At 45.9% G+C, this 19,767-nt stretch carries 18 protein-coding genes and 2 pseudogenes; 9 read left to right on the top strand and 11 right to left on the bottom strand.

Translation table 11 applies throughout. The annotated features are described in order from the left end of the window. The coding region (locus H6F50_RS22105; RefSeq protein ID WP_190430363.1) for an ATP-binding protein at positions 1-662 on the top strand (662 nt) is incomplete at its 5' end. Here the strand turns inward: H6F50_RS22105 and H6F50_RS28060 are convergent. From H6F50_RS28060 to H6F50_RS22120, 3 genes and pseudogenes are all read right to left on the bottom strand, one after another. Beyond that, a pseudogene (locus H6F50_RS28060) lies at positions 662-799 on the bottom strand (EmrB/QacA family drug resistance transporter); the annotation flags it as partial. The gene H6F50_RS22105 and the pseudogene H6F50_RS28060 sit on opposite strands and share 1 nt — an antisense overlap. A 169-nt stretch (positions 800-968) precedes the next feature. Continuing rightward, positions 969-2,233, bottom strand: a pseudogene (locus H6F50_RS22115) (MFS transporter). 431 nt (positions 2,234-2,664) lie between these two features. Continuing rightward, positions 2,665-3,132 carry a MarR family transcriptional regulator gene (locus tag H6F50_RS22120; RefSeq protein ID WP_190415287.1) on the bottom strand — a complete coding sequence of 156 codons (468 nt, stop codon included), beginning with the start codon at positions 3,130-3,132 and terminating at the stop codon, positions 2,665-2,667. Between the two features lie 245 nt (positions 3,133-3,377). Here H6F50_RS22120 and H6F50_RS22125 point away from each other — a divergent pair, with 245 nt between their 5' ends. The 4 genes from H6F50_RS22125 to H6F50_RS22140 all read left to right on the top strand — a co-directional run bounded on the left by H6F50_RS22125 (position 3,378) and on the right by H6F50_RS22140 (position 6,334). Then, complete coding sequence (locus H6F50_RS22125) at positions 3,378-4,022, top strand: class I SAM-dependent methyltransferase (protein WP_190430375.1); 645 nt, start codon at positions 3,378-3,380, stop codon at positions 4,020-4,022. A 287-nt stretch (positions 4,023-4,309) separates the two neighbouring features. Then, entirely contained in the window at positions 4,310-4,822 is a 513-nt protein-coding gene (locus tag H6F50_RS22130; RefSeq protein ID WP_190430364.1) for a hypothetical protein, read from the top strand. 109 nt (positions 4,823-4,931) lie between these two features. Continuing rightward, positions 4,932-5,819: a hypothetical protein gene (locus tag H6F50_RS22135; protein ID WP_190430365.1), complete on the top strand. Its 888-nt coding sequence runs from the start codon at positions 4,932-4,934 to the stop codon at positions 5,817-5,819. A gap of 281 nt (positions 5,820-6,100) precedes the next feature. Further along, complete coding sequence (locus H6F50_RS22140) at positions 6,101-6,334, top strand: Nif11-like leader peptide family natural product precursor (RefSeq protein ID WP_190415279.1); 234 nt, start codon at positions 6,101-6,103, stop codon at positions 6,332-6,334. A 177-nt stretch (positions 6,335-6,511) separates the two neighbouring features. Here H6F50_RS22140 and H6F50_RS22145 read toward each other — a convergent pair whose 3' ends face one another. The 3 genes from H6F50_RS22145 to H6F50_RS22155 all read right to left on the bottom strand — a co-directional run bounded on the left by H6F50_RS22145 (position 6,512) and on the right by H6F50_RS22155 (position 8,833). Further along, positions 6,512-7,405 (bottom strand): 3'(2'),5'-bisphosphate nucleotidase CysQ, encoded by an 894-nt coding sequence (locus tag H6F50_RS22145; RefSeq protein ID WP_190430366.1) that lies wholly within the window; start codon positions 7,403-7,405, stop codon positions 6,512-6,514. Between the two features lies 1 nt (position 7,406). Beyond that, positions 7,407-7,877 carry a hypothetical protein gene (locus tag H6F50_RS22150; RefSeq protein ID WP_190430367.1) on the bottom strand — a complete coding sequence of 157 codons (471 nt, stop codon included), beginning with the start codon at positions 7,875-7,877 and terminating at the stop codon, positions 7,407-7,409. A gap of 83 nt (positions 7,878-7,960) precedes the next feature. Continuing rightward, a complete protein-coding gene (locus H6F50_RS22155; protein ID WP_190430368.1) occupies positions 7,961-8,833 on the bottom strand; it encodes a sugar kinase in 873 nt (290 codons plus the stop codon). Positions 8,834-9,074: 241 nt separating this feature from the next. On the opposite strand from H6F50_RS22155, the gene H6F50_RS22160 reads away from it, so the two are divergent. The 3 genes from H6F50_RS22160 (at position 9,075) to H6F50_RS22170 (ending at position 13,270) form a co-directional block, all read left to right on the top strand. Then, complete coding sequence (locus H6F50_RS22160; RefSeq protein WP_242029166.1) at positions 9,075-11,483, top strand: EAL domain-containing protein; 2,409 nt, start codon at positions 9,075-9,077, stop codon at positions 11,481-11,483. Between the two features lie 64 nt (positions 11,484-11,547). Beyond that, on the top strand, positions 11,548-12,432 hold the full coding sequence (gene rsmI, locus H6F50_RS22165) for a 16S rRNA (cytidine(1402)-2'-O)-methyltransferase (RefSeq protein ID WP_190430369.1): 885 nt from the start codon (positions 11,548-11,550) through the stop codon (positions 12,430-12,432). 127 nt (positions 12,433-12,559) lie between these two features. Continuing rightward, positions 12,560-13,270, top strand: coding sequence for a DUF3558 domain-containing protein (locus tag H6F50_RS22170; protein WP_242029167.1), 711 nt, complete (start codon positions 12,560-12,562; stop codon positions 13,268-13,270). A gap of 300 nt (positions 13,271-13,570) precedes the next feature. Here the strand turns inward: H6F50_RS22170 and H6F50_RS22175 are convergent, their stop codons facing one another. Continuing rightward, the gene (locus H6F50_RS22175) at positions 13,571-14,614 is read right to left on the bottom strand and encodes a hypothetical protein (RefSeq protein ID WP_190415269.1); all 1,044 of its coding nucleotides are present in this window, start codon (positions 14,612-14,614) and stop codon (positions 13,571-13,573) included. Positions 14,615-15,084: 470 nt separating this feature from the next. Between H6F50_RS22175 and H6F50_RS22180 the strand changes: the two genes are divergently transcribed. Then, the gene (locus tag H6F50_RS22180; RefSeq protein WP_190430370.1) at positions 15,085-15,429 is read left to right on the top strand and encodes a hypothetical protein; all 345 of its coding nucleotides are present in this window, start codon (positions 15,085-15,087) and stop codon (positions 15,427-15,429) included. A gap of 161 nt (positions 15,430-15,590) precedes the next feature. Here the strand turns inward: H6F50_RS22180 and H6F50_RS22185 are convergent, their stop codons facing one another. The 4 genes from H6F50_RS22185 to H6F50_RS22200 all read right to left on the bottom strand — a co-directional run. Further along, positions 15,591-17,219: an alkaline phosphatase D family protein gene (locus H6F50_RS22185; protein WP_190430371.1), complete on the bottom strand. Its 1,629-nt coding sequence runs from the start codon at positions 17,217-17,219 to the stop codon at positions 15,591-15,593. A gap of 107 nt (positions 17,220-17,326) precedes the next feature. Beyond that, positions 17,327-18,250, bottom strand: a complete 924-nt coding sequence (locus H6F50_RS22190) for a nucleoside hydrolase (protein WP_190430372.1) — start codon at positions 18,248-18,250, stop codon at positions 17,327-17,329. 27 nt (positions 18,251-18,277) lie between these two features. Next, positions 18,278-18,463, bottom strand: coding sequence for a hypothetical protein (locus H6F50_RS22195; RefSeq protein WP_190430373.1), 186 nt, complete (start codon positions 18,461-18,463; stop codon positions 18,278-18,280). Between the two features lie 224 nt (positions 18,464-18,687). Continuing rightward, on the bottom strand, positions 18,688-19,767 hold a 1,080-nt coding region (locus H6F50_RS22200), incomplete at its 5' end, for an AMP-binding protein (protein WP_190430374.1).

The raw sequence follows: 19,767 nt of genomic DNA on the forward strand, positions 1-19,767 counted from the left end.
AACGCAGTAACCGGGATTTAGACCAGTTTGCTTACATTGCATCCCATGACTTAAAAGCACCCCTAAGAGCGATCGCTACGCTTTCAGAATGGATTGAGGAAGACCTCGCAGATCAACTGACCGACGACTCGCGCGAACATCTGAATTTATTGCGGGGACGAGTTCACCGTATGGAAGCTTTAATTAACGGCATTCTGCAATATTCGCGGGCGGGTAGGGTGCAACAACAGATAGAGGCAGTGAATGTCTCCTCCTTGCTGTCGGAAGTCATCGAACTGCTCGATCCACCGCCGGAAGTTGCGATTGTTGCAGAGTCTATGCCAACGTTGCAAACCGAACGGGTGCCACTACAGCAGGTGTTTATGAACTTGATCGGCAACGCCATCAAGTACGCAAAACGCTCGGATGTGTGTATTCAAGTTGGTGTTCGGGAGCTGCCAAAATACTACGAGTTCTCGGTCGCTGATAACGGGCAAGGAATCGAACCCGAATATCATCAGAAGATTTGGGGCATCTTCCAAAGACTGGAAGCGAGGGACAAAGTTGAAGGCACTGGCATCGGTCTATCGGTGGTTAAGAAAATCGTCGAAAGTCGCGGTGGACGGGTGTGGGTGGAGTCCGCAGCAGGCGCTGGAGCAACGTTCCGATTCACTTGGAGCTAATTGAAAGCCATCACATAAGCTTCTCGGCGGACGGTATTCATAATCGTAGCGATCGCTTGATTTTGAGCGGTACTCAGATCCGCACCCCGACTGACAAAAAACTGAGTCAACTGTTCCAGTCGCTGCTGCGTTGCCGGCGTTGCTTCCGAACTGCATCAGGTTCCGCCACTGGTTTCCTCCAGATTAAATTGAAGGATTGCCAACCAATATAGCCATTTGAATTCATTCATAAACTTTTCTTTTTTCTTTCTTTCTTCCCTTCTTACTTCGCGCCTTTGCGGTTCAATCCCACTCTTTTTATGAACGCTAGGGAAGAATGCCAATTTTCGTATAAATAGGGCGAACCAAGCGTCTTATACCAGGAAGCTGTTTTGTAAATACGAAAGAACCGAGAATACAAAAGATTCCCCCAATCATTAACGTATTGGGCGCACCGATTTGACTTGCTAAAGAACCCGCAAATAAATTTCCTAAGGGAACGACGCCAAAAAAGCCATCGTGTAGATGCTCATTACCCTGCCACGCTTATCATCCTCAACAATCGTTTGGAGAACTGTATTACTAGATGTAAATTGCAAAGTAAAACTCAAGCCAACTAGTAACATCATTAGTAAAGAAAGTCCCAGCACGCGAGACAAAGAAAAACCAATCAATCCCATCCCCATGAAAGCCGGAGAATAAGCAATCAATCTGCCCAAGCCTAAAACATTTTTCCGCGTACTTAAATGAACTGCACCAATTAACGCTCCTACTCCCGCCGCCGCCATCAGAAAGCCCAGAGTTTCAGCATTCCCATGAAGAATTTGCGTGGCAAATATTGGTGTGAGAACGGTATATTGCATTCCCATAAAACTAACTAACGCTAGCAGCAAGATGATAGAACGAATTGGTGGAAAGCCAAAGGTATACACAAATCCTTCTTTCAATCTTTGCCAAGGATGATCGTGAGAGACTGCTATTTTACTGGGCTTTACCTTCATTGCTAATAAAGCGGCAATGACGGCAATATAGCTGAAACCATCAATTAAAAAACAGTAACCCGCTCCAACTGAGGCAACAAGCAACCCTCCAATGGCAGGACCAATCAATCGCGCCCCATTAAACATGGAAGAATTCAGCGCGATCGCATTCGCTAAATCATCTTTTTGTTCGATAATTTCTGGTACGAAAGCTTGACGAGCGGGGGCATCAAAGGCGTTAATGATACCTTGGAATATACTCAAAACAATCAGATGCCAGACCTGGACGATTCCGGTTAGGGTTACAAAAGCCAGCACTAACGACTGAAGCATCGCGAGGCTTTGAGTAATGACTAAGAGCCGATGACGAGAAACTCGATCGACTAAGACCCCCCCAAATGGAGTCAGTATAAAACTGGGAAATTGTCCTGCAAATCCAACTATACCCAGTAATAAGGCTGAATTCGTGAGACTATAAACTAGCCAAATCGTGGCGATTTGCGTCATCCAAGTTCCAACGAGCGAAAGCCCCTGACCGGCAAAAAATAACTGATAGTTTCTCGATCTCAATGCCGGTAAAACTGGCAGAAACTTGATGGCGTTTTTCTTCATAATTTCTTGGTTTTCAGCGAATGCTTAAATAGCGGACAAGTTAGTTATTTCTTAGCAGGGAAGACCCAGCCAGGGTTTAAATTGGGGGTAAATTGGGGGTGTCCCTCTGCGGGCGGAAGCCGTGTGGCTTCCTGGGTTTCAACATCAGTATCAGGGGTTGCTTGTAGTTCTGATTACCTATCTACTGTCTGTTGGGCTGTTGCTACTAGACCAACACGCTCCTCTAGAGAGGCATCTGTCCTTGGTTCAGTTTGTTGTTATCACTTTTTACCTGCTCGGCAAAGTATTTAATAAGCGGTCATTTCGTATATGTAATATTTGTGAAATTTTTGGTAAACAGCATTTACTTCGTACACGTAATATTTTTAGATGAATCCCTAAGGCCGTGCTTCACCCAGTCGGATGAAGATTGCCACTATCTTCTACAAGCCTTAAGAGAGATTCGCGATCGCTTGATCTACCAATTGAGAAAAATGTTCGCGTTCAGCCATCGGAATCCCTTTCATCGCCTGTTCCCGAATTTCTAGCGCGATTGGCGGTAGGACTTCTTGTAGTTGCTTGCCTGCTTCCGTCAACCAAATGCGCCAAATCCGGCGATCGCGAAGGTCGCGTTCCCGACGAATCAGCCCCCGCTCTTCCATCCGATCTAGCACCCCGGTGATCGTACCTCCCACTTGCTGTAGTTTTTCCCCAATACTGCAAGTGGCTAAGCCGTCTTCTTCCCACAAACAGCACAATACAACCCAGTGAAAGGGAGTCAGTCCCAAAGGCTCCAGCCGTTCCTGAAACTTGCGGCTAAACACCTGGGAGAGCAGTTTGATCCGGTAGCCCAAACTATAGGGTGCCATTACTTCGTGCCATTGCTCAAAAGGCTTGCTCTCAGCAGATGTAGAAGACATTGGTTAATTAGTTAGCGTACGTAATATTAATTTAGCTTTGTTTTTTGGTTGCTGGCAAGGGAAACCCCGCCAGGATTTGAAGGAGGTTTTTTTTAACGCAAAGAACGCAAAGGGGGGCGCAGAGGTACGCCAAGTTAAAGTGAACAGCCGTCACTCTCACGGGTGTGGCTTTAGCCTAGGGGCATATCTTTACAGTTCGTAATTTTTCTAAACTGGTGATGTAAAGATAGCTTCAGTTTTAGATGATGATGCTGCGACCGAATCAACGCACTAAGTTAGACGATACCGATGATACGGAGTTTTACTCCTATCCGCGGTTTGTGACCCACGTAGACGAAGGGTTTATTCAACAACTGACAGATCTCTACCGCGATCGCTTGAAGCCGAATACCCGCATCTTAGACATGATGAGCAGCTGGGTTTCCCATCTACCAGAGGAGATGAAATTTTCTCACATCGAAGGACACGGACTGAACGAAGAGGAACTGGCGAAAAATCCCCGCTTCGATCGTTATTTTGTTCAAGATATCAACAAAAATCCGAAGCTACCCCTACCGAATGAAGATTTCGACGCCGTTCTCAACTGCGTCTCGGTGCAGTATCTGCAATATCCGGATGCTGTATTTGCGGAAATTTACCGCATCCTCAAACCCGGCGGAATCGCAATTATCAGCTTTTCCAACCGGATGTTCTATCAAAAAGCGATCGCTGCATGGCGAGATAGTTCCGAAGCTAGTCGGGTTGAGCTAGTGAAAAGCTACTTCACCTTAGTCCCCGGATTTAGCTCCCCAGAAGTCATTACTCACCAATCCTCCGCGCCGAAGCTCCTACAGTGGATGGGTGCCAGTGGGGGAGATCCTTTCTACGCTGTCATTGCTCACCGCTCTTAAGCGGCAGAACCTCCTCCCCCTTTCTCCACAGGGATTCCGAGGCACCCAATCCCTCCGCTTGATTGGCGCTACACTTCACTTCTCTCTCTCCCTGAAAAAGGGGTTTGGGGAATTCTGATGTAAAGTCTCGCGCAAGTAGAATGTAGGGAAAAGAAGAATTGGGGTTGAGACTTGTCACAGCTTAAGTGAGTGAACCTCTTGAGAATCGCTTAAGTTTCTCCATAGCTAGATGCCAAAAATGTGAAGATGGTGATAAAAATGAAACCTCAAGCTATCAGGAGGCGGTAATGATTTTTCAAAATGGGCGGAGAATTTTCGCAGCGATGTTGCTCTCGATGTTGCTGCTAGTAACTTCTTGTACAACCCAAACTCCCTCTCGTTACGACCAAGCACAAAAGGAAAGCACTCAAAGGAATGCTCCTCCAGCAGTTGCTAAACAGGCTGAACAGGGAAGCAGCTTTAATAAATTCTTTCCAAAAAGTAGCAGTGGCTTCCAAACTGTACCAGCTCAAGAGAAAAAAGGCTTTGCTGAGTATAAGTTGAAAAAAGACGGCAAGGATGTTGCCGTACTGTCTATTTCTGATACTACTAGCACCCCCACAGCCGCAGCAAAATTTAAGAGCAGCAGTAAAACAATCGCTGGCTATCCAGCGGTTAACCAGGGGAGTAATGGCACTGCTGTTTTAGTAGGCGATCGCTACCAAGTCAAAATTCAATCCCGCGATGCTTCCTTTACTCAGAGCGATCGCGAAGCTTGGCTGCAAAAATTTAATCTCAATGGTCTGTCTCGACTAAAGTAAGTAGTCCTGAGAAATCAGTCATGAGTCATTCGTTTGCAATTAATGGCTCATGACTGATTACTGCTGACTACTGATGAATGACAACTGAAAAAACAAGGAGACTACGACTGTGAGCAAATCGATTTTTGAACTGGTTGATGAGCTACCAACCAATAACATCACCACGATGGCTTTGCGATCGCTTGATTTTGTCGTTCCGGGGCAATGGCAAAATATTGTTGGCTTTGACAACACAATTCGTGCTGTCACTGGCGAAACTGATGAAGCGTTAATTCAGCAAATTGGCGAACGCGCCGTCTATCTGTACAACGACAAATCGCAGGGATATCAGCGAGCCATGTGGCTCTATCAAACTGTTGATAGTGCAGATAAAGCTCTCGGTACAGCCGCCTTGGCGAACAAAGTAGGCGAAAAAATTCCGCTTTTCGGTTTTTTAAACAACATCACTCCTAAAGCGGACAAAGCTCAAACGATTGATTTGTGTATAAAATTGGTGGTTGAGTTGGTTGCCTTTTGCCAAATCAACGGCATCCCAGGAGACAGCATTGGAGATTTTGTCGCCTCTTTAGCTGATTATAGTGGCGAATCTTTGATGCGGATGGTGGCTTTAATTAGCTTTGATGGTTTAGTTCCCCTTGGCTCTGACTTCCTCCTCAAAGCCACCTCCGGATTGAATCAAGCGAGTCCCGCAGAGTTAGAAGGAAATCAGACATACCAGCGTGTCAACGATTTGATTCCTGGCGGCAGTCCGGAAGGTAAGCTCAACTTTATCGGTCAAAGCTTTGATTCAGTTAAAGGCTGGATGAGTGGTTTTGTCACCTCTCACAATTTAACCCCACAAAAAGTTGTCAGTAACCTGCAAAATTTTGTGGAAGTTTCCGGTGACAAGTTGGACTATCTGGGTGCCTTTCTAGATGTGACAACAAACTATTACGAACACACAGGCACTCAAACCTTGGCTCGTCGCTTGATTGAACGCGCCTCCGCCGAAATTTAAAATCTTCGTGCTGGTATGTATTAGCACTGGTATGTATTAGCACAAGTGTATTTAGCTGCCGGTATCTGCAAATACCGGCAGCTTTAATTTTTGTCAATATTTTGTGACTTGTATCACAGAAATCTTTATCCTAAAAGGTAACTAGGTTCAGCCGACATGACATGCGGGGTAGAGACTTGTTTCACCTCAGATGTGATGCCGACTCGATGCACTATCTCAATATCTTTAGTGCATCGGAATCACGCATTTAAATCACACATATTTAATGGAGATGTATTGTCATGGCACAGGAAAGCGCTGCCAGTTTGTTCAAAGCAGTTAAAGAAGATCAAGCATTACAAGCAAGACTCAAAGCAACCACTAACCCAGAAACCTTCATCCAGATTGCCCGTGAACGTGGCTATGACTTCACGGTTCAAGAACTGAATAATGAAATCGAGAATTTATCTGAGGAGGAGTTGGCAGCCGTTATCAATCCAGGTATTGGCCCCCGGAGACACCTAACTCCTAGATAATCTGATTGATTCTTAGTAAAACTACTCAATCATCAATTAAAAATGCAAAATTAAAAACTTGGCATTTTTAATTTCTAATTTTTAATTGATGATGGTGCTAAGAAATATTCATGGTTTTACTGGTGGGAAACGCGATCGCGCTTTAATGGCGTTTTAGACGCGATCGCACGGTGCAACCTAAGCGGGCGCGTCCAATTGAGCCAGAATTTCTGAGGCTTGGGCGCAAAGCGTGTCGTGAGAGTGACCATTACTCCCAATTAGACAACCCCATTGATTCACATCCCCCTGGTTGTACTTGGGGGGAGTGCCATCAGCGTGGGTGAATTGTCCGCCTGCTTCCGTCAAAATTAGCTCTGGAGCCGCCATATCCCAATCTTTGGGAGCAGATTTACCAGACAGAGAGATATAAACGTCTGCTTGGTGGTCGATGATGGTGGCAATTTTGCAGCCGACACTGCCGACATAGTGTTTATTTTTAAACGGCAGGTGTTGCACTAACTGATTGAAACGCTCATCTCGATGGGTGCGACTAACGACTAAGGTGAGTTCTTCAAGGGCGTTGCGTTCCGATACGCGAACTGGCTTGGGTTGGCCTTCACGAGTTTCCATATAGGTGCCGCCGCCTTTGGTTGCGTAATACAATTTTCCTGCCTCTGGCAACGCGACCACTGCCAGAATGGGACGCCCTTGGTGCGTTAAGGCAATATGAATTGCAAATTCACCCGTCCGATCGATAAAGTCTCGCGTTCCATCGAGGGGGTCAACGATCCAAACCCAAGGTTGCTCTACTGCTGGTGTCTGAGATTTATAGGTTTCTTCGCTTAAATATCCGAAATCCGGGCTGTTGAGAGACGCCTGCAAGTTATAGAGGATGTATTCGTTGACGGCGACATCTGCTGCCGTGACAGGACCATCTTTTTTGTTTTCAACTTCCAAATCATCGGTGCTACGATCGCCGCGATAGTAAGACTGGAGGATATCGGCGGCACCCCAACCTACACTTCGAGCGATCGCGACAATTTCTTCTAGCCCCTCATATCGGTTTTCGCCCAACGATTTTAATACTGTCACTTTAAGCTTCCTCGGCTGTCGGCACTTGGGTGGAGGCTATCCAGTAGCGGCGACAACTCCACAGCAGCGCAGCGCCAACCGCTATGTAAATTAAACCCCTCACTTCAAAACTAACACCCGCACGACGTAATCCGATACCAATGGTCATCATTGCCACAATTAAAGCAATGGTTTTGACTCCAAACATTTGGAAAATACTCTTAAACGGGTTTGGTTCCTGTAGCATTTCTACTCGATTAATGACGCGATTTGCAGTGCGATCGAGAATCAGTTTCCCTTTAATTAGACCCAGGCTAAGCGCTGCTGCACCCCACCCCAAATGCTGTCCATCTAACAATCCCAAATAAGGGAATTTAAACCAGAATACTAACCCCATGCTAAAAAGCCCTAAGCCTACTAGCGTCCAGAGGCTACCAGCAATCCAAAGATGTTGTCTGCGGGTCAAACCGCTTTTTTGATAAGTGCTTTCCATTTCTGAGAGTTTCTGTCCTAAGCCAGTTGAGTTATTATATGCTGCCGGTTCCCTCTCCCAAGTTTAAGATTGGTTAATTCTGATTACTTTGGTGCTGTTTTCTGCATCCATCGACGAGTGCCAAAAAATTGACAGGAATGAGAGGCAATTTTTGCCGCCGATGCGATCGCATCGGCAAAACTTTTCCGTAGGATATAGTTACAAAAGGCACCGTGGAAAATGTCCCCAGCACCCATCGTATCAACGGGATTTATTTGGGGAACTTCTATCGATCCGCTTGTACCCTGCGAAAGATATTGGATAGGTTTCTCTCCGCCAGTGATAGCGATGTGAGGAATTCCTAGTGCGGATAGATAAGAAAGAACTTCCTGCTGTGCGCGATCGCAACTTGGGGGATGAAAATTTTCCGAACAAATGGCGTAATCTACAAAGGGCAATATTCTTTCAAATCCAGGCTTCCAACTGCCGCCATCTATGACAACAGGGATCTGATTTTCTTTAGCTAATCGGGCAATTTTCTCCCCAACTGCCATTTGGTGCCCATCAATGAGTACAATATCAATTTCCTGTAAAATATTGAGGGGCAGACATTCACCGCTAACTTGTGTTTTCGTCGCATTGATCGAGATCGCCGCGCGATCGCCTGTTGCCTGAGTCGTGATAATAGAAGAAATCGGCGGAGGTTCAGATTGGCTAGGTGACAGGTCTATCAGCGTCACTGAGTGACTGTCCAAATCAGTCCGGATCAGGCAATTAATTGGATGAATACCAACTATACCCAAAAGGCTTGCTCGATTGCCCAAATAACTAAAAGTCACGGCTGCATTGGTCGCAGGGCCTCCTGCCGCCACCGTATAGTCAGATGCAACAATTTTCTGATTTTGTTCGGGTAGACCCGTCGTTAAATACACCAGGTCTAAGGTAACTAATCCTACAAAAAGTCCCTGAAAAGCCATTGATTATTTTTCCTGTTCCGACTGACCCAATTCTCTACGGACAAGTGGGTTAAATGCTAGTTGCTAAAATTATTACCGACAACGATTAACACATAAAAATTAACTCAAAAGTTTATCTAGAAAGCCAATTAATTGTGAAATGCAGCAAATTTTTTGGGCATCCTAAAAGTAGCGGGAACCTTTGTTGAACATCCTTGCAGATTAATCAAACCTACCGCTAATCCTTAAGGATTCACGACTAATGCTGCAATTTTTAAAAAATTTAATCTCTCCAAATTGGTTTATTCCCCACGGGCACAGCTATCTCTGGCAACCAGGGTTAGTCTCGCTGCATATTGTGGCAGATGCGTTGATTGCGATCGCCTATTACTCGATTTCCCTCGCCTTGCTCTATTTCATCCACCAACGACAGGATTTGCCCTTCCGAAGGATATTTTTCCTGTTTGGAGCTTTCATTGTTTCCTGTGGCACGACCCACCTGATGGAAATCTGGACGCTCTGGCATCCAGCTTATTGGCTTTCGGGTGCCGTCAAAGTGATTACCGCTATCATTTCCGGTTACACAGCTGTCGAACTGATTCGTTTGATTCCCAAAGCACTGGCAATTCCCAGTCAGGCACAACTAGAAGCAACGAACCAAAAACTCAGTCAGGAAGTCATCGAACGCCAGCAAGCAGAAGCAGCATTGCGGCATAGCGAAGCTCGCTTTCGCTCAATTTTTGAGGGAGCAGGCATGGGAATCGCGATCGTAGACATGGAAGGTCATGTCGTGACAACGAATCCGGCACTCCAACGGATGCTGGGTTGCAAAGAGGATAATTTGCCAGCAGGATATATTCAAGAAGATACCACTCCGAACGAAGTGGGTTGGGATCGTTACATTAACTTACTCGCCGGAAAATATGACTATTCTCAGATGGCGAAGCGTTATCTAGGAAAGGATGGACATCTGATTTGGGGTCGCGATTGCTATCAAATGGAGCAGCGTTACCTGGGAAAAAATGGGCAGATGTTGTGGTGCAACATTACTGTTTCCCAAGTGCGGGACGCTGAGGGCAAACCGCAATTTGGCATTCGCCTGGTGGAAGATATCACCGCCCGCAAGAAAGCAGAGGCAGCACTCAAACAGTACCAAGAACATCTAGAAAAAGTGGTGGGAGAACGAACTGCCGAACTCACCAAAGTCAACGAAAAGCTCTCCTGGCAAGCAAACCACGATCCACTGACGGGAATCGCCAACCGTTACGAATTTGAGCAACGTTTGCAGGAAGCGGTGTCAAATACCAGAATGCAAAACCAAGAACACACGCTTTGCTATCTGGATCTCGATCGGTTCAAGATTGTTAACGATACTTGCGGTCATGTTGCTGGCGATGAATTATTGCGTCAAATCAGTAGTTTGTTGCAAAGCAGAGTGCGTAGAAGTGATGTTCTGGCACGATTAGGCGGTGATGAATTCGCCGTGCTGCTGTACCAATGTCCCACAGATGAAGCACTGCGAGTTGCTCAATCGCTCCTAGAGACCATTCAGGAGTTTCGATTTGCATGGCAAGATAAAACTTTTACGGTCGGTGTCAGTATTGGTGTCGTGACATTTGACGCCAATTCTTCCAGTTTGTCGGGCGTTGTTAGTGCTGCCGATGCAGCTTGCTATGAAGCTAAAAATCGGGGACGAAATCGCGTGTATGTCTACCAAGCTGACGCTCAAAAACTGGCGCAGCAGCACAATGAAGTGCAATGGTTGAGCCGATTGAATCAAGCGATCGCGCAAAGCGGGTCTGTGAAGCTTTTGGCTACTCCTGAAAATACGTTACCAGCCAAGAATCAATTCTGCTTGTACTACCAACCGATTGCCCCTTTGAATGCCGAACTAACCACCGGCGAACATTACGAAGTTCTGCTGCGTTTCGTGGATGACAGAGGCGAGTTGATCCCGCCAATGGCATTTCTCCCCGCCGCTGAGCGATACAACCTAATGCCTGCAATAGACCGCTGGGTGATCCGTACCTTCTTGGCGATGCTTCACCAATCAGAAATTCAGAATTTAGAACCCCAATTTCAGAATTTTGCATCTTACCCTAGGGGAAGGATTCGCAACTCCTTCGTTGCTGGTGCTAGCAATGTTGCCACTTCGCCTCCGCTAACACCCTACATCCTTCCTCCTTCATCTTTTCCCCTGTATACTATCAATCTCTCTGGTGCTACCGTTAATGACGACCAGTTTATAGAATTCCTTAAAGAGCAGTTTTCCGTCTATAAAATCCCCCCACAGATGATCTGCTTTGAGATTACTGAAACTGTCGCGATTGCAAATTTGAGTAAAGTCTCAGGGTTAATTAAGGAAGTTAAAGCTTTAGGGTGTCGTTTTGCTTTAGATGATTTTGGCAGCGGGATGTCCTCGTTTGCTTATCTCAAATATCTGCCACTAGATTACTTAAAAATTGATGGAAGTTTTGTCAAAGATATTGCCAATGACCCAATTCATTTGGCACTGGTGGAAGCGATTAACCGCGTTGGCCACGTCATGGGTCTGAAAACAATTGCTGAGTTTGTCACGAATGACTCGATTTTAGAGAAGGTAAAATTTTTAGGAATAGATTATGCCCAAGGTTATGTCATTGCCAAACCCCAGCCACTAGAATTCAATTAAAAATGTAAAATTAAAAAGGAAATTGTTCTTTTTTAATTTTACTTGTTAATTTTTAATTGATTTGATGCAAACTGAGCCAAAATTGGGGACACTTTACATCGTCGGGACACCGATAGGCAACCTGGAAGATATGACCTTTCGGGCAGTGCGAATTTTGCAAACGGTGGACGCGATCGCAGCCGAGGATACGCGACACACGGGGAAGCTGTTGCAGCATTTTCAAATTAAAACTCCCCAGTGGAGTTACCACGAACACAACCAGCAGCAGCGGATTCCAGAGTTGTTGGAACAACTCAAAATCGGGAAAGCGATCGCGCTTGTCACTGATGCCGGAATGCCGGGAATCTCCGATCCGGGCTACGAACTGGTGAAAGCTTGTATCGAAGCAGCCATTTCCGTCGTTCCCGTCCCTGGTTGTACTGCCGTCACGACTGCCTTAAGTGCCGCCGGACTCCCCCCAGACAAATTTGTGTTTGAAGGCTTTTTACCCGCAAAAGGTCAAGAACGGCAAGAACGTTTGGAAGCTTTACAAAGCGAAAGCCGTACGATTGTATTTTACGAAGCTCCTCATCGGTTGCGACAAACGCTGCAAGACTTAGGGGCTGTATTGGGACTCAGCCGCCAAATTGTACTGGCGCGGGAGTTAACCAAGTTGCACGAGGAATTTTGGCGGGGCACCATTAGGGAAGGAAGCGATCGCTATGCCACCCGCGAACCCCAAGGAGAATTTACCCTCGTCGTTGCCGGTGCCGAGTTAACGATGCCAATGCTGTCGGAAGAGGCGCTAAAAGCCGAGTTACAACATCTCCTGCAAGCAGGAATCTCGCGATCGCAAGCCAGTCGCCAGTTAGCAAAAGCCACCTCTTTTTCCCGCCGCCACCTCTATCAGTTAGCGCTAGAAATTCCGGCTGAAGCTCTAACTGAGGAGAAAGAAGTAGATGAACCCTAAAATTAGTTATTAGCCTTTAGTTCTTAGTTAGTAGCAACATAAGCACTAAGGGCTAAGGAAAAATGACAATTACTCATTACCTCATCTCAATAACAGACTCGATACATAATTGCGTTAGGTTTAGCCCGTGAAAGCTCGATTTTTTCTCTCTAGTTCCTTGCTTTTGCTCATGACACTCGTGGGTTGTAGCACGGCGACGCCGCCAACTCCACAAGCATCCGTTTCACCTACCAGCACAGCGACACCCCAGACAGTACAAGGGTCGCCTAGTCCCACCCCGGCTACAGAATCTCCAAGCCCTAGCCCAGTTTCGGAAACAATTTCTGAAAGCCAAAAAATTTCAGCCACAGGGATTGGCCCGGCTAAGCTGGGAATGACTTTAGGCGAACTCAAAAAAGAGCTGGGTTCAAAAGCTGAATTTAAGGTGCAGTCGCCTTACATCGTGGATTTTGATGCGATCGCTGTCAGCCAAAATGGAAAGGTGCAATATTACATCCTCTACCCAGCCGGGAACCCCTTAGCTGATTCGGCCAAAATCGATGCTTTAGTAACCGAAAATTCCGACTATAAAACTGAAAAAGGAGTCGGTCCCGGAACCTCTCTCAAACAAGCAGAGGCAGCCTACGGAGACGCCACCTTGTCTTACAACCTTGACAATGAAGGCAGAGAATACGTCCGGTTTGCTAATCAACCAGCCAAGAGTATCTCCTTCCGTCTTGGAAATGCTAATGATGCAAGCTTGATAGGAGTTTATTCTTCAAAATCAGGATCGGGCGGATTGTCTGAGACAAAGCAATTTAAAGACGCTGCCTCTATTCGCTCAGTTGAAGTGAATTGATAAAGGAACTGCGTTTTAGATTTTCGAGTTCGCAATCCAAATTGTGAACTCCTTAGGGTTATTCCCTCTCTGCCAGTAGGCACTTCCAAAAATTTATTTGTGGCGACCTTTAGGCGAAAGGGTATCGATATTCTCCCTCATCGCTTTTCAATCTATGCATGACCCACATCTCTTGAAATCTGGTAGGGTTGCAGCTAAAGGATTGTGAAACTTATCGGTAATACATAAGCTTTTCGGAAAGCTTAGAAGGTTATAAGTAGTCATTCTTAACGAATGACTACTCACTAATTACTCATCACCTCAGCCGCCCTGAAACACTTCCAAAGAAAACATTTCCGTCATCGTCCGTAAATAAGGTAACAAGATTGCCATATCATCAGCGCTCAGATGGGAGTGCATTGCCCAACCCATTGCCTGAAGCATATCTTGCACCAATCTCCAGCTCACATTTAAGCGAGGATATAACATCACGCATAAAGGAAACAGTTCTCGCTGTACGGAGCAGATATCATGTTCCAAAACGCATAAACACAGATAAACCTGAAACATCTCAGCATCGCGAATGCTAGCGGTTCTGACGACTGCTTCGCTCAGAGATCCGCTGTAAGTGCGATGGTTGGAATGTAAGCGGCAAACCTGATTACAAACCGTTTCGGCAATTTTGCTACTAATCGGTAGAAGATGCTGAACTGCGGCTAAAACTGGAGAATCATAATTATAGTTAGCCGCTGCTGAGTAGGCAGCTCGTAGCGGCATATACATATGATCGTCCATCATTTTTAAGTACGGCATCCACAGCGCTTTCTCTGGCGGCGAAAGCCACTCCAGTAACATCTGACCTGTGTAATGAAACTGCATACTTACAAAGCCGATGGCACGGGGATCGACGTTAGTGTATTTGTCGCGTACCTGCCCAAAGTCACTACCTGCAATCACTGACACCCGTTGTGCTGTAGCTCGCTCAGCATAACCATTCAAAACTTTTTGAAATAAGTAGCGAGTATCGGCAGCAATTTCTAATGGATTGATTAAGTCTGGGTTGATGCCATGACGCCGAATCTCTTCCGATAACAGCGTTTCTGTCTTAGTCCAGGCTCTAGCACTCGCCAAAGTCAGGTTTTGCATTAGCTTGTTCGCTGTGCAAGCTCGACCTTCCTTGGACGTTACTTCTTTTAAAAATTCATTTTGTCTTAGATGCTCGGTATCATAGTCCACTGTAACTGCACGATAGTATTTTCGTGCCCACAGTGCTGCCAGAGAATGAACATTCGATTTTGATGAGTTGCGGATTGCAACGTGAGGAGACTGAACTTTAGCCGGAGCAGATGCTAATGAGGGAGTCATCACAAAATCCAAAATTGTTAAAAAAAGGGAAATTTAGCCATCCAAGGCAATTCAGCCAAGGTTTCTCAATCTGGAAAAATCAAGCTAACACATAGTAGGGTTATCCGGGTCTGTTGCCAAAAATACAAAACTTGAAAATGGTTTTGTATTTTACCAACTTTTTACAAAAGTTATACAAATTCTTTAATTAAGATTGAGTATTCAGTATTTTTACTGATTTCTGACAATCGGAGAACAAATATTTACGAATGTTAACTTAAATCAACGATTCTCATAAATTTGCTGATTTATTTGTCCAGCGGAGGGTTCTACACGCTTTCTTCACTCTGGCTAGCTATTATGTAGTGTTACATTTAAGTAATTTCCTCTACCGGAAGTTACAACCTGAGATAAGAGTTCGGTAAAACTAAGGGTTGCGGTACTGACTCGGCTGCATACAATAACTTTAGTTAGAAACCATAGCCAAAATTATGACTAGACTCTTCATCAAATTAATAGGATTCATCCTGCTTCTGGCTGGAGTTTACTTTTTAGGTAAAAATATTATTTTTGCTAGTCACTACTTCCCTTACTATTGGCGGAACTTACCGGCAATGGGTTCCGTTTTAGCCATTATGGGCGGTGTGATTTGTTTAATGTTTTTTAGAAGAGAAACAGGCAACTTTGGAGCATTTTTGTTGGGTTTAGGAATTGTGCTAGTTTTTATGAGCGGTGGCGTTATTTTAAGACAAACTAGCCTCTGGAACTTCTTTGTCGGATTTGCGGCTTTGGCTGGCGGCTACAAATTGCTCAATGAGGGAAGAATTACTTTTTAAGTTAAGCCGCTTGTTACCGAATCGTCTATTTATGAGTAGAGACGCGATTAATCGCGTCTCTAGTGTTTTATATTGCTGTAATGATTCGTTTTGAGAAGATTTGAGTTTAGCTAGTGAGTGAGTCCCAAAAAAAAGATGCTGAAAGCGATCGCGCTTATTCCCTACTTCTTGGAATTAACGATAAACTCACTAATAATAATGGGCGTCCGGCTGATAATAGTGCTGGGATTTGCTGTTAGTTGCTCTAAGGAATAGGGTTCAATTCCATAGGTTATTACGCGCAATTGTTGCGTGGAGGCATCTACTTCAAACTCAGTCCAGCCATAGACATGAGCCGCCACATAGCTACCTTTAAGCAGGGTAGCATCAATTCCCGAACCTTCCAGCCCTAGAGGATTGTAGCCGAAGGGGATAAGACGGGCATCCACTAAATTTTTGACAAATTCATCCTTCTCGTGGATAGTTGGCAGAGCCTCATAAGCAGCTTTTTCCTCTGACGTGAGGCTGGAAAATCTTACGCTAGTAGGCCCAAACGGCTCATAGAATGCCACCGGACTCGTCATAATGTCAAAGGCATCAACCGGGATCTGAACCCCATCCGCAGACTCTTGATAGGTGAGATTGTTCACCGCCGTGCCATGAAAATCAGCGGAGATAAATACAACATTATTGATGCAATTCTCTTTAATAAAACGCAGCAATTGGGTGCGTTCTGCTGCAAAACCTTCATAGCGATCGTTGGCAACAGGGATTCCCAAATTTTGGATTGGTTCGGGAATCAAAATAAACTTCCAGGTAATGCAGTTATTTTGGGCATCTAGCAAATCCCGTTGCAAATTCGCAAGTTGTTGTTGACCTAGAAGCGTGCGATTTGACTCAAAGGAACGAGTTAGGAACTCTTTTTCTTGTTCTTTAGTAGGGTTAAAAGAAAGCGGCAAATTAGCATCGCGGAAAGAGCGGGTATCTAGGATGAAAACAGCCGCGTCACTGCCATAGGTGTTGTAACGATAAAGCTTGCGCTTATTTGTCGTGCGTTCTTCGCCCGTTTCTCCATAAAATTCATCGCGTAGAGGATGATATTCCTGAAATGCTTGTAGAGCATTTTTAAACAGTTCGGTATTGTTAATTAACTCGCTACCCGTGCCGAAGCGCCCGTTCCGATGAGATGATGCTGGTGCGCCACCTGCAAAATTATCATCAACTTCGTGGTCATCAATTGTAGCGAGGATGGAAGTAGAGGCGCGAAGATCCGCCCATGTATTTAACCCCAGACGGGCGGAATAAACTTCGTTGAACTTGATGCGAAACTCGTCAAGGGTAGAAGCGGGTCTGTCTAAATCCGGCGTCTTCAGGTCAGCATAAGCAGTATCGCCATGTGCAACAAAGAACTCTAGTTGACGTTCTGGTACATTAGCGATCGCTGGGTAGGGTGCTAAATCGCCGTGCCAGTCCCCCGCCACCCCGAACCGCAAACCAGCACGAGTCTCCAACTCAGCGGCGGTACGGAACTGACCACCAGCACACGTTCCAGCAGCGTCGGTGACTCGATAATAATAAGTTGTCCTAGGCTTTAAGTTAGTTAACTCTACCTTTACAGGTTGGTTGGAATCGGTAACTAAGCCGCTAGCAGTGCCAAGAATGGTGCAGAAATTCGGGTGAATTGAGTATTCAAAGAAAACTGTCCCTTTGGCAGTGCTGCGTGTCCACAAAACGGTTGAGGTTTGTGTTGTATCCCCAGAAGCAACGCCATTAGGTAAGGTAGATAGACTCAAATCAATAGAGGTAAACATAGATGTTTCCGAACGAGAATCTGATATATTTTTTCTTCCCTTTAGGAAAGCCCCGTTCCGGAAACCCTCTATTTTTATTTACTTTCAGAAACTTGGAATGATTTTCCTTAACGCGCCCATTGCTGCAAAATGTAATCGTAGAATCGCTCCTTATCTACCTTTTGCATTACCCGAATTTTCCGACCGCTAGGCTCCACTTTGGTTCGCCCTTGACTGATGCCAGTAGTCACAATTGTTGTCTCCTCTTCTCGCACTTCATAAAACTCCGGATGGGCAAGGTAAGCCGTAGCTAAAATATCCCAACAATAATAATCTTGAGGAATCACCAGCGCATAACATTGCCCTGCTAAATCGGAAATAGGATAACGCCGCTGTTTACCTAATTGGCACACTACTTCTGATGTCACCGGCACATTGTTAGTCAGGTCTAACGGGCAAAGTACGATGGGGATTGATGTTTGCCAAACTCGATTTGCTGAGATGGGGTCCCAGTAGACATTCCATTCAGCCGAACCATCTTGTCCTGGTTCGATATCGCGGCTAACGTTACCCGGAACATTTAATGCACCTCCCATCCAAACAATTTTCTCGATTTTCCCTTCAATCTCCGGTGCCATATCCAGTGCAGTGGCTACTGTTGTCAAAGGGCCAGTTACCATCAGTGTGACGGGTGAGGGTGCAGTTTGGAGCGATCGCACCATAAATTTCTGACCCGATTCTGGCACTAGCGGTGTCTGAATTGTTTCTCGTTCGTTAAGAATTGGGAGATGATCGACAACAAACGAATCGCGGCGAAATAGGCGTGGAAATGGATTGATCCCCCTCACTGTACTTTCTGCCACTGGCACTTCTGAACGTCCCATCAAATCTAGAATCTTGCGCGTAGCACTCACCCCTGGCTGAACATAGCAATCTGCTGGCGTCACAACGATGCCGAGTGGCTGAACATCATCCATCGTCATCAGCAGCATCGTGGCGAGATAATCATCAACGCCGCCATCGTGATCCATGAGTACCAGTTGTTTGGACATAAATCTCTGCCTGAATTAGAGTCAGAATCAGATACAACGCATTGTGCTAACTTCGCTAATTCTCCCCTCTGAAGTGGAGTTAAAGATAGCGATCGCATCTTCTGTTGCACATGGGTAAGACAACAAATATCTATCACCATTCTCAGAGATAACACTTGTTTGAACCAGCAGTACAGGGGATATGCCGATACTGATGCAGATAAGGGGTTGCATAAATGCTGACTTCCAGTGGCTTTTTAGCTTCATAAGAAGCTATGTCAAAATAGCCCACTTTCAAATAGTTGAATTGTAGAGTGGGCAATGTCCGCTAACACTTTTTTAAACGCAAAGGTACGCTAAGGAAATCGCAGAGGTTCGCAGAGAATTTCCTTGGCGAACGTTTGGGGTAGGGGCGGGTTTAAGACCTGCCCCTACTGCGTACCTTTGCGTTAAAAAAATTACGCTTCTTCTCGGAGTTTATCCAAGACGCCACGATCCTCTAGCGTAGAGGTGTCGCCGGAGACTTCTTGACCGGAAGCGAGATTTCGCAACAGTCGCCGCATAATCTTACCCGAACGAGTTTTGGGCAACGAGTCCGTGAAGCGAATTTCGCCGGGACGGGCGATCGCGCCTATCTCCGCGACAACGTGTTTTTTGAGTTCTTTGCTCAGTTCTTCACTGGGACTATGGGTACCTTCTAAAGTAACAAAGGCGACTACTTCTTCCCCTTTGAGTTCATCCGGCTTACCCACAACCGCAGCTTCAGCAACCGCAGGATGAGAAACTAAAGCGGATTCCACTTCCATCGTGCCTAAGCGGTGTCCTGAAACATTTAGCACATCGTCCACACGTCCCATCACCCAGAAGTAACCATCCTCATCGCGTCTGGCACCATCTCCGGCAAAGTAGACATACTGCCCATCTTTGGGGGGGATGTGTTCCCAGTAGGTGCGACGAAAGCGATCGGGGTCGCCGTAGACGGTTCGCATCATCCCAGGCCAAGGATGCTTAACGACCAGATATCCACCTTCGCTGGCGGGGACTGGGTTGCCTTCCAAATCCACAATATCAGCGAGGATTCCAGGAAAGGGAAGGGTAGCAGAACCGGGTTTAGTGGGAATTGCCCCTGGTAGCGGCGTAATCATAATGCCAGCAGTCTCAGTTTGCCACCAGGTATCGACAATCGGACACTTTTCGCCACCAATAACGCGGTGATACCACATCCACGCCTCCGGGTTAATTGGTTCGCCTACGGTTCCCAGCAATCGTAGGGAAGAGAGATTTCTGGCGTTGGGTAAGTCTTCGCCCATCTTGATGAAAGCGCGAATTGCCGTCGGTGCGGTATAAAAAACGTTGACACCGTGCTTTTCAATCACATCCCAAAAACAACCAGGATTTGAGGCACGCGGCGCACCTTCGTACATCACGGTGGTGGCACCGTTGGATAGGGGACCATAGACAATGTAGCTGTGTCCGGTAATCCAGCCCACATCAGCAGTACACCAGTAGACATCCGTATCCTGAAGGTCAAAAATCCA

Source organism: Coleofasciculus sp. FACHB-712, assembly GCF_014695635.1.
Classification (GTDB): domain Bacteria; phylum Cyanobacteriota; class Cyanobacteriia; order Cyanobacteriales; family FACHB-T130; genus FACHB-T130.

Coding starts and splice junctions, on each gene's coding strand:
- H6F50_RS22150 (WP_190430367.1), bottom strand. CDS start 7,877: ATGGAAAGCACTTATCAAAAAAGCGGTTTGACCCGCAGACAACATCTT.
- H6F50_RS22160 (WP_242029166.1), top strand. CDS start 9,075: ATGCTGCAATTTTTAAAAAATTTAATCTCTCCAAATTGGTTTATTCCC.
- H6F50_RS22155 (WP_190430368.1), bottom strand. CDS start 8,833: ATGGCTTTTCAGGGACTTTTTGTAGGATTAGTTACCTTAGACCTGGTG.
- H6F50_RS22140 (WP_190415279.1), top strand. CDS start 6,101: ATGGCACAGGAAAGCGCTGCCAGTTTGTTCAAAGCAGTTAAAGAAGAT.
- H6F50_RS22190 (WP_190430372.1), bottom strand. CDS start 18,250: ATGTCCAAACAACTGGTACTCATGGATCACGATGGCGGCGTTGATGAT.
- H6F50_RS22180 (WP_190430370.1), top strand. CDS start 15,085: ATGACTAGACTCTTCATCAAATTAATAGGATTCATCCTGCTTCTGGCT.
- H6F50_RS22195 (WP_190430373.1), bottom strand. CDS start 18,463: ATGCAACCCCTTATCTGCATCAGTATCGGCATATCCCCTGTACTGCTG.
- H6F50_RS22120 (WP_190415287.1), bottom strand. CDS start 3,132: ATGTCTTCTACATCTGCTGAGAGCAAGCCTTTTGAGCAATGGCACGAA.
- H6F50_RS22125 (WP_190430375.1), top strand. CDS start 3,378: ATGATGCTGCGACCGAATCAACGCACTAAGTTAGACGATACCGATGAT.
- rsmI (WP_190430369.1), top strand. CDS start 11,548: ATGCAAACTGAGCCAAAATTGGGGACACTTTACATCGTCGGGACACCG.
- H6F50_RS22130 (WP_190430364.1), top strand. CDS start 4,310: ATGATTTTTCAAAATGGGCGGAGAATTTTCGCAGCGATGTTGCTCTCG.
- H6F50_RS22185 (WP_190430371.1), bottom strand. CDS start 17,219: ATGTTTACCTCTATTGATTTGAGTCTATCTACCTTACCTAATGGCGTT.
- H6F50_RS22175 (WP_190415269.1), bottom strand. CDS start 14,614: ATGACTCCCTCATTAGCATCTGCTCCGGCTAAAGTTCAGTCTCCTCAC.